12 protein-coding genes and 1 pseudogene are annotated in these 12,565 nt (G+C 58.5%); 12 read left to right on the forward strand and 1 reads right to left on the reverse strand.

Going from position 1 to position 12,565, the window contains the following annotated elements; all coding sequences use genetic code 11:
• The first annotated feature begins 212 nt into the window (after positions 1–212).
• The 9 genes and pseudogenes from BTO32_RS17860 to BTO32_RS16535 all read left to right on the forward strand — a co-directional run bounded on the left by BTO32_RS17860 (position 213) and on the right by BTO32_RS16535 (position 8,104).
• A complete protein-coding gene (locus tag BTO32_RS17860) occupies positions 213–635 on the forward strand; it encodes a hypothetical protein (protein ID WP_139339134.1) in 423 nt (140 codons plus the stop codon).
• Between the two features lie 269 nt (positions 636–904).
• Positions 905–1,981 (forward strand): annotated as a pseudogene (locus BTO32_RS16490) (IS3 family transposase).
• A 528-nt stretch (positions 1,982–2,509) separates the two neighbouring features.
• A complete protein-coding gene (locus BTO32_RS16500; RefSeq protein ID WP_076725764.1) occupies positions 2,510–2,767 on the forward strand; it encodes a type II toxin-antitoxin system Phd/YefM family antitoxin in 258 nt (85 codons plus the stop codon).
• Positions 2,755–3,057, forward strand: a complete 303-nt coding sequence (locus BTO32_RS16505) for a type II toxin-antitoxin system RelE/ParE family toxin (protein ID WP_076725765.1) — start codon at positions 2,755–2,757, stop codon at positions 3,055–3,057. Before BTO32_RS16500 ends, BTO32_RS16505 begins: the two co-directional genes overlap by 13 nt.
• Positions 3,058–3,471: 414 nt before the next feature.
• Positions 3,472–4,404 (forward strand): LysR family transcriptional regulator, encoded by a 933-nt coding sequence (locus BTO32_RS16515; RefSeq protein WP_076725766.1) that lies wholly within the window; start codon positions 3,472–3,474, stop codon positions 4,402–4,404.
• 88 nt (positions 4,405–4,492) lie between these two features.
• Positions 4,493–5,521, forward strand: coding sequence for a TRAP transporter substrate-binding protein (locus BTO32_RS16520; RefSeq protein WP_076725767.1), 1,029 nt, complete (start codon positions 4,493–4,495; stop codon positions 5,519–5,521).
• A gap of 46 nt (positions 5,522–5,567) precedes the next feature.
• Positions 5,568–6,047, forward strand: a complete 480-nt coding sequence (locus BTO32_RS16525) for a TRAP transporter small permease (RefSeq protein WP_139339135.1) — start codon at positions 5,568–5,570, stop codon at positions 6,045–6,047.
• Positions 6,048–6,050: 3 nt separating this feature from the next.
• A complete protein-coding gene (locus tag BTO32_RS16530) occupies positions 6,051–7,331 on the forward strand; it encodes a TRAP transporter large permease (RefSeq protein ID WP_245820375.1) in 1,281 nt (426 codons plus the stop codon).
• Positions 7,332–7,333: 2 nt separating this feature from the next.
• Positions 7,334–8,104: a M15 family metallopeptidase gene (locus BTO32_RS16535; RefSeq protein ID WP_076725768.1), complete on the forward strand. Its 771-nt coding sequence runs from the start codon at positions 7,334–7,336 to the stop codon at positions 8,102–8,104.
• A gap of 25 nt (positions 8,105–8,129) precedes the next feature.
• On the opposite strand, the gene BTO32_RS16540 is transcribed toward BTO32_RS16535, so the two are convergent.
• Positions 8,130–8,627, reverse strand: coding sequence for an Lrp/AsnC ligand binding domain-containing protein (locus tag BTO32_RS16540; RefSeq protein WP_076725769.1), 498 nt, complete (start codon positions 8,625–8,627; stop codon positions 8,130–8,132).
• Between the two features lie 139 nt (positions 8,628–8,766).
• Between BTO32_RS16540 and BTO32_RS16545 the strand changes: the two genes are divergently transcribed.
• From BTO32_RS16545 to BTO32_RS16555, 3 genes are all read left to right on the forward strand, one after another.
• Complete coding sequence (locus BTO32_RS16545; protein ID WP_076725770.1) at positions 8,767–10,026, forward strand: D-amino acid dehydrogenase; 1,260 nt, start codon at positions 8,767–8,769, stop codon at positions 10,024–10,026.
• 33 nt (positions 10,027–10,059) lie between these two features.
• Positions 10,060–11,136 carry an alanine racemase gene (alr, locus tag BTO32_RS16550; RefSeq protein WP_076725771.1) on the forward strand — a complete coding sequence of 359 codons (1,077 nt, stop codon included), beginning with the start codon at positions 10,060–10,062 and terminating at the stop codon, positions 11,134–11,136.
• A 114-nt stretch (positions 11,137–11,250) separates the two neighbouring features.
• Positions 11,251–12,558 carry a short-chain fatty acid transporter gene (locus tag BTO32_RS16555; protein WP_076725772.1) on the forward strand — a complete coding sequence of 436 codons (1,308 nt, stop codon included), beginning with the start codon at positions 11,251–11,253 and terminating at the stop codon, positions 12,556–12,558.
• Positions 12,559–12,565: the final 7 nt, after the last annotated feature.

Raw genomic sequence — 12,565 nt, forward strand, 5'->3', positions numbered from 1 at the left:
TGCTTTTATAACAGCCAACGGCTGCACAGTGGCCTTGGCTACCGAACTCCGATAGAGTTCGAGGGAATTAAATGATGGGGCGTGTCCAATTTATTGGGGGAAGTCCACGCCGCTTCGCGGCGCGGCTTAACTCAGGCGTTAGGCACCGAGTTACCCACGGACAGTAGATACCTTCTATGTTCAGTGCAATGAATCAGCATAAGTATCTCGATATGATTGAGATACAAGAGACCTATAAAGATTGTCTCAGGATAGTGATAGCTGAGGCTTGTGTATCTGGTGCTGCCCCAGCAACATCATCAGAAGACGAGCCAAATGAGGCTCTACGAAAGATATTAAACGAGAGCAAGCCCATAGAGGTGACCGACAGCAGTGCCCACTATGAAATTGTCTTCGATGACTACATAGCATATGCAGTAACGAATGAGAGTTATGCTGGAGGCATGGAAGAAAAATTCGAGGGAAGACTTGCACGGGTTTATTCGGAGTCAGCGTTTCTCAACTATATTAGCCAAGGTACATTCGCTACAGCAGAGTACCCAGGTCCGTTTGTACACTACGGCTTTTGCTGCCTAAACCAAATCATAGATATTGTTTCTGAAAAGCCTCCAACGGTGAAATTAATCAATGCCTAACAAAGGCAGGCATGGCGACGCCCATTACATTGCGCCTTCGGCTCCATTCCATGGGCGCGCATGCTGCAAGCGTTGAGGCTGTAGGAAAACGCCGGCGGTGCTGGGTTGATCGAATTTGATCAATAAATGAACTAAAAAATGGGGCTACTCTTAAAATCTGGAGTACTCGTCATCGAAAATGTACCCAGATTTTACGTAGTGTAATCCCCCCAGATAACAATCGAGGTTTTGAGTAGAGACTTTTACAATGATCGCAAAGGGAGCGACAGATGAAGAAGTCTCGATTCACCGACAGCCAAATCATGGCAATCTTGAAGCAGCACGAAGCCGGAGTTTCGGTGGCTGAGCTGGCACGGGAACACAATGTCAGCACGGCACTGATCTATCAGTGGCGCTCGAAGTTTGGCGGCATGGACGCGTCCATGATGAAGCGTCTGAAGGAACTGGAAGCAGAGAATGCCCGCCTGAAGAAGATGTACGCCGAAGAGAGACTCAAGGCCGAGTTGCGTCAGGAAGCCTTGGAGGGAAAGTTGTAAGGCCATCTCAACGCCGGGAGATGGCCAGGAAGGGCGTAGCCAGGCACGGCATCAGTATCCGGTTGGCCTGCGAGGTGTATGGCATCAGCGAGACCTGTTATCGCTACCGGGCGAAACTCAGTGGCGAGAACGCGCTGGTCGCTGACTGGCTGTTGCGACTTACTCAGACCCACAAACGCTGGGGCTTTGGCCTGTGCTTTCTGTATCTGCGCAATGTGAAGGGCTACAGCTGGAACCATAAGCGCGTGTATCGCATTTATCGGGAATTGGAGCTGAATTTACGCATCAAGCCCCGGCGCCGAATCCAGCGGGATTATCCGGGCGAACGGGATGTTCCAACGGCGCCCAACCAGGTCTGGTCGATGGACTTCATGAGTGATCAGCGGCAAGACGTTCCGGACATTCAATGTGATCGACGACTACAACCGGGAAGGCCTCGGCATTGAAGTCGACCTGTCCTTGCCCGCGCAACGGGTGATTCGTGCACTGGATCAGATCATTGAATGGCGCGGCAAGCCCGCCGCTATTCGTTGTGATAACGGGCCAGAATACATCTCACAATCACTGATCAACTGGGCTAACAGAAACCGGATTACGCTGATCTACATTCAGCCCGGCAAGCCCACTCAGAATGCCTACATTGAGCGCTTCAATCGGACCGCACGGCATGAGTGGCTGGATTTGCATCAGTTCGAAAGCATTGCTCATGCTCAGCTTCTGGCCACTCAGTGGCTTTGGCAGTACAACAACGAACGACCGAATACGGCTATTGGAGGAATACCCCCATCGAGGCTGTTGCAAGTGGCTTAACCTCTACTCTAAAAAGCGGTTAAAAATGGGGGGATTACAGTGCAAGTGTCAAAGAAACCGCTTTCGCTTAATGAACGGGCCTCGAGCCAGCACATAGTCTGATTCAAGCCCTCCAAGTCGGGGGCTGCCGTCTGACGCTTGTGTGATGAGCTGCCACTAAACGAAAAGGGCGATGCGGAAACCGAAGCCGAACTGGACCGCGATATCCGCCGGACCAAAAACACCCTCTCGCGGGATGAATCGCTGAACAAAGTCGACCGTTTCCTAAAGAAGAACCGCCCAAGGATGGGCCGCGGAGTCCGTCAAGGTCGAAGACCTGTTTCTAGTCGAAGCTGATCAATAAATGATCTAAAAATAGGGCCGATTCTTAAAATCTGGAGTATTCATCATTGAAAACACTTCCAGGTTTTGCATAGGCGCGGGATCAGACATTGGGGCGAGAGTTTTTCTACAGCCTCGTTAGCTGTGATTGCCGCACTCGTAAAGTGATACTATAGTGTCACTATCAATTTGGATCAGGGTGAGCCCATGAAAGTTGAGCTTGTCACGAACCTTAAGCGTCAAGCCACAAAGATTCTGGCAGATCTGCATGTGTCTAAAGAGCCGATACTGATCACGGAGCACGGTCAGCCATCCGCATACCTTGTCGATGTGCAAGATTACGAGTTTATGCAGCGCCGACTTGAGCTGCTTGAGGGGCTCTCACGAGGAGAGCGAGCTGTACTTGAGGGAAGAACGTACAGCCAAAGTGAGGCCAGGGAGAAAATGAGTAAGTGGCTGAAGTAATCTGGGCAGAGCCCGCCCTTCAAGAACTGGATGCCATCGCTGAGTACATTGCTCTAGACAATCCTGCTGCCGCAAGCGATCTGGTCCAACAGATTTTCTATAAGACCGAGCGTTTGGAAAACTTTCCTCAATCCGGGCGGATTCCTCCCGAACTCCCCAATTCGGTATACAGGGAGGTAGTGGTTCCACCGTGTCGTATTTTTTATCGTGAGGATGAGAAGCGGGCTCTCATCCTCTATGTCATGCGAGAGGAGCGGCAGCTTCGTGCGTACATGCTTGGAAGCAGCTAACCAGGCGCGTCACTTGGATGCGTTTGTCTCTAAGCCCACTGTAAGGGCAAGGATCATGGAGGTGCAGGAAATTGATTGATAGCTGGTCCATCGTGTTCGGCCTGATATTCGGTTCCATTGGGCTGGGATACTTTATCTACGGTAAGAAGCAATCAAACATCGTGGCGCGTTATAGCGGTATCGCGCTCATGTTCTATCCATATTTTATTGATAACAGGTATGCAGTTTTGATTGTAGGGGTAGTGCTAATGGCCCTGCCAAAATTTATAGAGTCTTAGCAACAGCTGGGTGACGCATGAAGAGGAATCGTGTCGACATGGGTCATGTCGAAGAGAGCCGGTCGGCGGCTCGTTGCTGTCCTCAGCAGGGATCTCGGTGTTGTTGGCCCGGCACCCGGTGTAACGGCGGATCACCATGCGGCAACTGAATCCCCGGGCTCTGGAATACCTCAACGCGCTCTCCCGGTTCGGCAGCCTGCGCAAGGCGGCCGCGCGCCTGAGCGTGGACCCGGCCACAGTCAGTCGGCTGTTGAACCAGCTGGAGCAATCCATAGGGTTGCCGGTCTGGGACCGCAGCAACAGTCGTAAGCCGATTACCGCCGCAGGCCACGAGCTGCTGCTGTACTACCGCCAGATGTGTGCCAACGAGGCGGCGGCTTTGTCTAGAATTCACGATCTGAAAGAGCTGCAGCGGGGCGAGGTCAGTATCGCGATCGGTGAAGGGTTCATCTCCGACCTGATTTCTCACTCATTGCAGAGTTTCCTGGCGTCCTATCCAGGGATCCGTCTCAACATTGAAATGGCTGGGGCCCTGGAGGCGGTACAGCTGTTGGAGGAGGATCAGATTGATTTTGCCGTGACCTATGCGTCCGCGCCCCATCCCAAGCTGCGGACCCATGTGGAAACCCTGCACCCTCTCGATCTGATTGTCCCTCCCGACCATCCCCTGAGCCTCAGGCCGGCTCCCATTGCACTCAATGAGATCGTCGACTACCCACTGGCGTTGATCGACAGCACCACGGGTATGGGGCGCTTGGTCAATCTGGCACAGGAAACCAATCATTTACGTCTTGAGCCGCGCTTGCGGACCAACTCTGTATCGGTTCTGAAGAGCTTTGTCTCGTCTGGCATTGGCATCACGTTCATGCCCGCGCTGACGGTCAGTACAGAGATTGAGGCCGGGCGAATCAAGGCGTTGCCCCTGGCCGACGCGGTATTGGCCAATGCACGTGCCCGGGTGATCAGTATCGCGGACCGGGAGATGACGTTGCCGGCCCAGGCGTTGCTCAACCACCTGCGTAGCCATGCCCACTTTTTGAACTGTGATGTCCCTGCACATTTGCGTTGATTTTTTGGCAACATAAACCGTATTGACTCGTCAACAAAGCAACAGCTACGGTCATCTCAAACGACACATAAGATGTTAAGGAGAGATCATGACCAAACAGCTATCTGTGAAAAATGTCCTGATACTGTTGAAAGGGCTTGTGCTCGGGGCGGGTTTGACGGTGGCCGGCACTCTGCAGGCGCAAACGATCAACCTCAGCTACAACGGTGCTCCGGATCCCGATAAAAATGCAGTACACCTGTTCGCCTCCAATCTGAAAAAGCTGGTGGAGGAGAAAACGGATGGTGATCTGACCTTGAATCTGTATCCCAACAGTATGCTGGGTGAAGAGCAAGAGCGGATGGAACAGGTGATGAACACGCCCAGCCTGAACATTGCCTCTTTCGCCGGCATTGCGCCGCAGTTCCCGGAGATTTTCGTTAGCGCCACGCCTTTCATGTTTGACGGCTTCGACAGTGCCCGCGCATTCTTTGACACGGGTGAATACTGGAAAGCTTCTCAAGAAGAGTTCTACAAGCGCACCGGTACCCGGATCTTGGCGGTTGTCGAAGAGGGCGGATTCCTGGCGTTCACCAACAGCAAGCGACCGATCCACAAACCGGCCGATTTCGAGGGGTTGCGTTTCCGGGCCATGGATAAGAGCCAGGTTGCCCTGTACGAGTCATTCGGCGCGTCCGGTACCCCAATTCCCTGGACCGAGGTCTATATGGCGCTGCGTACGGGCGTGGCTGATGGTCAGATGAACCCGCCCATGTACATCATTCTGGGCAGCCTGTTTGAGGTGCAGAAGTACCTGACACTGGCCAACATCCAATACTCCGACCAGTTTCTGGTCGCCAACGGTGAGTGGTTCGACAATTTGAGCGAGCGCGAACGCAAGGCGCTGGAAGAGGCGGTGGCTGAAGCCAATGCTCTCAACCGGCAAGCCGTCGAGTCCCAGGTCGAGGCGCGTATTCAGTTCCTCGCCGACAAGGGCATGGAGGTGTACCGCCCGACCGCCGAAGAGCTGGATGAGTTTCGTCGTATCAGTCGTCCATCCTATCTCCAGTGGCTGGAAGAGCAGGGCATCGATCAGAAGTGGATCGATCTGGCGCTCAAGGACGCCGGCCTGAAATAACCTTCAGAGTGGGCGGATACCGGGTATCCGCCCCGAGACCCGTCCCATGATTGAGTCCATACGTCGGCGCCTGTCCCAGGGGTTGCTGGTTCTTGCCAGTGCGATGCTGGTCGTCAACCTTCTGGTATTACTCTATGGCGTGTCTGCTCGCTATCTGTTTAATTTTTCACCGATATGGATGGATGAAGGCGCCCGGTATCTGGTCATCGGTAGTGTGATGCTCTGTGCCGGCACGGTTTACCTGGACGATGAGCACATGCGGGTGGCGATCATGCAGCGTTTCTTCAAGGGCCGCTGGGGGCTGCTGGTGTCGTTTTACCACTGGCTGGTCGTGCTGCTGCTGAGTGCTTTCATCACCTGGATCAGTGCGCGCTATGCCCTGTCTATCTCTCGCTTCATGACCCCAGGGCTTGGTATCAGCAAGAGCATTCCACTGTTCAGTCTGCCTATGGGTTTCGGGGCTCTGTGTCTGCTGACACTGCTCCGTGGTCCGGTCCTACACAGCGTGCCCCCAACAGAGAGCTGATCCATGATGTTAGCTGCAATGCTGGCGGCCTTCGTCGTCAATGTACTTCTAGGGCTTCCCCTGTTCGTGTGCTTGCTGCTGGCTGCGTTGACAGGGTTTCTGTTTGTTGACCCGGCGCTGATTCCGCGCATGCTGCCTCAACAGATGTTCGCCGGAATCGATGCGTTTTCGCTCATGGCCATCCCGCTGTTTATCCTGGCGGGCAACTTGATGAACGCCGCTGGACTCACTCCACGGCTGATCGACCTCGCCAAGGCTTTGGTGGGCCATTTGAAAGGGGGACTGGGTTATGTCAATGTCGTGTCCAGCGTATTTTTCGCCGGCGTGAATGGCTCGGCAGTGGCCGACACGTCGGCACTCGGCTCTCTGTTGGTGCCAGCCATGAAAAAAGAGGGCTACTCCAAGGCATACGCAGCCGGCCTGACTGCTGGCAGCTCTCTGATCGGGCCAATCATCCCCCCCAGTATTTTCATGATCCTGTATGCCTCGCTGACCAACACATCGGTTGGCGACCTGTTCCTGGCCGGTGTAATACCCGGGCTGATCCTGGGTTTGGCATTTATGATCATGAACGGAGTGTATGCTCACCGGGCGAACCTCCAAGTAACCGGCCGCAAACCCAGCCTCGGGGGGATTCTGGTTGCCCTGTATCGTTCCGCCCCGGCCCTGATGGCCCCCTTCATCATTGTGGCGGGCATTGTCTTCGGGTTTGTGACACCGACGGAGTCGGGGGCGTTGATCGTGGCCTATGCTGCGATTCTTGGCCTTGTTACCCGGAACCTGAACTGGCAGGGAATTCGACAGGCGGTTGCCGAAACCGTGCGCCTGACCAGCGCTATCTTCATGATCATTGCGGCCTCGGCCGTGGTCAGTTGGTTGCTGGCGTTCGGTCAGGTGCCAAGCCAGTTTTCGGTTCTGCTGGAACCGTTCGCCGATAGCCCGACACTGACGTTGCTGCTGTTGAGCCTGATCACCTTCGTTACCGGCATGTTGATGGAGGAAGTCTCTGCCCTGATGCTGTTAACCCCGGTGTTCGTACCGGTTGCCATGCAGGCGGGGGTCGACCCTGTCCACTTGGGAATTGTCATCACGATGAATATCACCATTGCCCTGATCACACCCCCGATGGGCGCCTGTGTCTTCGTCGCGGCCGCTGTCAGCAAAGTGGAGCTCAGCATGATGTTCCGGTCGATATGGCCGTTCGTGCTGGTTGCGATGTGCACGCTGGTGCTGCTCATCCTGATGCCCCAACTCACCCTGTTTTTACCCAACCTTCTTGAATAACCATGACCAACCCCAAAACCCCACTTGCCGAAGCCCCGATCCCCGATCACCCTCTGCCGGACTGGAGTGCCCTGCGTGACATCCCGATTGTGGAGCGGAACGACCCGCTGTTGCCGACCAGCCTGAGTCCGGGGCTGGCCACCTATCCCGCCTACTACAAGATGGGGGTTCCCCATGCGGTCGACGAGTGCTTTGTCCGCCGCGAGGTGTTTGACCGGCTGATGCTGGCGAGCCAACGGCTGCCCGCCGGCATGCGGCTGGTGGTTCTGGACGGCTGGCGCCCATTCATCGTGCAGCAGTACCTGTTCGATACCCTGATCAACCTGCTCCAGCACGCCCGACCGGACCTGGACGCCGATGCCCGGTATGCGTTCACCCGTACCTTGGTTTCACCCCCGAGTACGGATCCGGAGGCTCCCAGCCCGCACCTGACCGGAGGCTCGGTGGACGTCACCCTGAGTGACGCCGACGGGCGCCTGCTGGATATGGGCACGCTGTTTGATGAAGCCAGCCCGCTGTCCTGGAGCGCGGCCCTCGAAGACCCGGTGCACGACGACCGGTACGGTGAGGCGCGGGTCCATCGGCGCATTCTCTATAACGCAATGACCGGTGCCGGTTTCACCAATCTGCCCAGTGAATGGTGGCATTACGATTTTGGCAACCAGCTCTGGGCCCTGCACCGGGGCGAGCCCCGGGCCATCTACGGCGCCACGCGGCCGCCGGGTGTGGAGCGGCTGTGGCAGCATCAGCTGGGGCTGAAGGGGCACAGCTGACGCGGGTGCCCGGGGCCGCGCCGTGTCATTTCCCGGCCCGGCTGTCATCCAGCGGCAGGGCCAGGCTTTCCTTTACCTCTTCCATCACGATGTAGCTTTTGGAGTTCTTGACGCCGGGCAGGGTCAGCAGCATCTCTCCCAGCAGGGCCCGGTATTCGGAGATGTCGCTGATGCGGGCTTTGATCAGGTAGTCCGAGTCCCCGGACACCAGGTGGCACTCCAGAATGTAGGGCAGTCGCTCGACGGCCTGGCTGAACTCCTGAAAGGAATCCGGAGACTGGTAGGACAGGGAAATTTCCACGAACACCAGCATGTTGTAGCCCAGCAGCTTCGGGTTCAGGCGGGCGTAATAGCCTTCGATGTAGCCTTCCTTTTCCAGCCGCCGTACCCGTTCGATGCAGGGGGTGGAGCTCAGGCCGACCTTGTCGGCGAGGTCCACATAGCTGATCCGGCCATCGTTCTGCAGGGTTCTGAGGATGCGGATGTCCAGTTTGTCCAGGGGGCGTTTCCTGCTGTCGGGCATGAATTTATTTCCACTGTTAATGTGAGTTTGTTTGTTGTTTTAGCCTGATTATTCATGAAAAACAAAATTTTCTTCTGGCAATTTGGTAATACACTGGGGATATCACATGTTTTGATTTCCATTGTCAGGGAGCCGTTTCATGAACGTTCTGGTGATGGGCAGCGGCGTTATCGGAGTGACCACCGCTTGGTATCTGGCCCGGGCGGGGCACGAGGTGACTGTGGTCGACCGGCTGGACACCCCGGCCACGGAAACCAGTTACGCCAACGCCGGTATGCTGTCATTCGACTATTCCACGCCCTGGGGAGCTCCCGGTGTGCCGCTCAAGGCCGTCAAGTGGATGCTGCAGGACATCTCCCCGCTCTACTTCAGCCCGGGGGATCTGGACACCCGGGCCCTTGGCTGGATGCTGAAGATGCTGGGGCAGTGCACCGCCGAGGCCTTCGAGGTGAACAAGGAGCGCATGTTGCGGGTGGCCCGCTACAGTGCCGAGTGCTTCCGGGAATTGAACCGCGAGCTCAGCCTGGACTACGACATGCGCATGAAGGGGACCCTGGAAGTGTTCCGCAGCCACCGGGAACTGGATGCCGCCGCCAAGGACGTGGCGGTTCTGGAACGCTGCAACGTGCCCCATGAGATGGTGGATGTCGCCACCTGTATCCGGCACGAGCCGGCCCTGGCCAACGTGCAGGAAAAAATCGTCGGTGGTCTGTACCTGCCGGGGGATGGCACCGGCGACTGTTTCAAGTTCACCAACGCCCTGGCGAACGAGTGCCGGAAACTGGGCGTGGTCTTCCGGATGAACACGGAGATTCTGTCCATCGACGTTGTCGGGGGGCGGGTCATGTCCGTGACCACCTCCGCCGGTGCGCTCACCGCCGACAAATACGTGGTGGCCCTGGGCACCTACGCGCCGGCGCTGCTGGACAGCATCGGTATCCGCCTGCCGATCTATCCCCTCAAGGGCTACTCCCTGACCATGCCGATTCTGGACGAGCGCCGGGCTCCGGTTTCCACCGTCATGGACCAGAAGTACAAGGTCGCGGTGACCCGGTTCGACGACCGCATCCGGGTCGGTGGCATTGCCGAGATCGCCGGCTTCAACAAGGCCCTGACTCCGAAACGCCGCGGCGCCATCGAGTTTTCCGTCCGGGACCTGTTCCCGGGGGCCGGCGACCTGGAGCGGGCGGAATTCTGGACCGGCCTGCGCCCGATGACGCCGGACAGCGTGCCGATTCTGGGCGAGACCCGCTATGACAACTTGGTCCTCAACAGCGGCCACGGCACCCTGGGCTGGACCATGTCCCTGGGCGCATCCCGGTTCGTCGCGGATGTGGTGACCGGCCGAACGCCGGACATTGATCCGGACGGCCTGTCCGTCGCCCGCTACCACCGCTGATGCCAGAAACGTTCGAGTACGAGGTTCGTCACCATGGCCAGACCGGCAACCGTCACCATCGACCTGGACGCCATCGCCCACAACTACCGGGTCGCCAAATCCCAGGCGCCGGCGCGGAAAGCGCTGGCGGTCGTTAAAGCCAACGCCTATGGTCACGGTGCCATCGACGTCGCCCGGAAACTGGAGACGGAGGCCGACGGCTTTGCCGTTGCCTGCATCGAGGAAGCCTTGGAGTTGCGCGAGGCCGGCATCCGCAACCCGATCCTGCTGCTGGAAGGTTTTTTCCAGGCCGATGAGCTGGCCGACATCGGCCGCCACGATCTCTGGACGGTGGTACACAACCAGGCCCAGCTGGACGCCATCGCGCGGGCGGATCTGTCCGCGCCGCTGAACGTCTGGCTGAAGCTGGACACCGGCATGCACCGGCTGGGTTTCGCGCCGGACGCGTATCGGGCCGCGTACCGGCGCCTGAAGGCCCTGCCGCAGGTGCGTAGCCTGACCCTGATGAGTCATTTCACCTCGGCGGAAGACCCCGCCAGCCCGGCCACCCGGCATCAGCTGGAACGGTTCGAGCGCGTCAGCCGCGACTGCCCGTCGCCCAGAAGCTTTGCCAACTCCGCCGCCACCATGACGTTGCCCGAGGCGCACCACGACTGGCAGCGGCCGGGCATCATCCTGTACGGGGCGTCGCCGTTCGTGGCCGACCCGGAAGTGCAGGCCCAGCTGAAGCCGGCGATGACGCTCACCTCCGAAGTCATTGCCGTGCGTGAGCTGCGGCCCGGGGAGGCCATCGGCTACAACGGCACCTGGGTCTGCGAGGCGCCGACCCGTGTCGGCACGGTGGCCATGGGCTATGCCGACGGCTACCCTCGCCAGGCCCGAAATGGCACGCCGGTGCTGGTGAATGGCCAGCGCAGCCGGCTCCTTGGCCGGGTGTCCATGGATATGCTGATGGTGGACCTGACCGGTCTGGAGGCCGGTGTCGGGTCAAGCGTGGAATTCTGGGGCAGGAACCTCCTGGCCAATGAGGTGGCGCCCTGGTGCGACACCATCGCCTACACCCTGTTCACCGGCATCACCCGCCGGGTACACCGCCGGGTTCTGGGCTGACGGTCTCGGTACACCTCCCGGGCCCGTCGCTGCGACGGAATTGCCCCCTGGCCAAAGAGCAGGGATAATGCAGCCGGCTCTGAAATAACACAAAAACAACCGGAGAGGCTTGCCATGTTGAATCGTGCGTCTCAACCCCTGGTTCGTCTGGTGGAACGCTACCTGCCGGACCCCTACATCTTCGTTCTGATCCTGACCCTGGTGGCCGCCGTTGCCGCGATGCTGGTGGAAGGCCAGTCCCCCGTTGCCGTCATGGACATGTGGGGCAAGGGCTTCTGGGGGCTGCTCACCTTCTCGATGCAGATGCTGCTGGTGCTGGTGACCGGTTTCATGCTGGCCAGCACGCCGCTGGTGAAGGGGATTCTGGACCGGCTGGCCTCGATGGCCCGCAACCCGGGCCAGGCGATCCTGCTGGTGACCTACGTGTCCCTGGTGGCGAGCTGGATCAACTGGGGCTTTGGCCTGGTGGTCGGTGCCCTGTTCGCCAAGGCGCTGGCCCGGCGCATCCAGGTGCATTATCCGCTGCTGATCGCCAGTGCCTACGGCGGTTTCGTGGTCTGGCACGGCGGTCTGGCCGGCTCCATTCCGCTGACCATCGCCACGCCGGGGCACTTCACCGAAAGCCAGATTGGCGTGATCGGCACCGGTGACACCATTTTTGCGTTCTTCAACCTGGCCATTGTGGTGGCCCTGTTCATCGTGGTGCCGCTGATCAACCGGCTGATGCTGCCGCCCCAGGACGAGAGCGTGTTCGCGGACCCGAGCAAGATTCAGGACCCGGAGGTGCCGGAAGTGACACCGTCGCGGCCCGCCGAGCACCTGGAAAACAGTCGCCTGCTGGCCTGGCTGGTGGGCTTCAGCGGTGTGGCCTACGCGGTGTATTACTTTGTCCAGGGCGGTGGCCTGAACCTCAACATCGTCAACTTCATGTTCCTGTTCCTGGCGATCGTGCTGCACCAGACGCCCCACCGCCTGCTGGTCAGCCTCAACGAAGCGGTCAAGGGTGGGGCGGGGATCGTCATCCAGTTTCCGTTCTACGCCGGCATCATGGCGATCATGACCCAGTCCGGCCTGGCCGAGACCATTTCCCAGGGCTTTGTGTCCATCGCCACCGAACAGACCCTGCCGTTCTGGAGCTTCATCAGCGCCGGTGTGGTCAACCTGTTCGTGCCGTCCGGTGGTGGTCAATGGGCGGTGCAGGCCCCGGTGATGCTGCCCGCGGCCCTGGCCCTGGGCGCGGATGTGCCGCGGGTGGCGATGGCGGTGGCCTGGGGCGATGCCTGGACCAACCTGCTGCAACCGTTCTGGGCACTGCCGGTGCTGGCGATCGCCGGTCTCCGGGCCAAGGACATCATGGGCTACTGCCTGGTTCTGCTGATCGTCACCGGTGTGGTGATCAGTCTGGGCCTGAGTTTCCTGTAAGCGGCGA

The sequence above is a fragment of the Marinobacter lutaoensis genome (assembly GCF_001981305.1).
GTDB lineage: Bacteria > Pseudomonadota > Gammaproteobacteria > Pseudomonadales > Oleiphilaceae > Marinobacter > Marinobacter lutaoensis.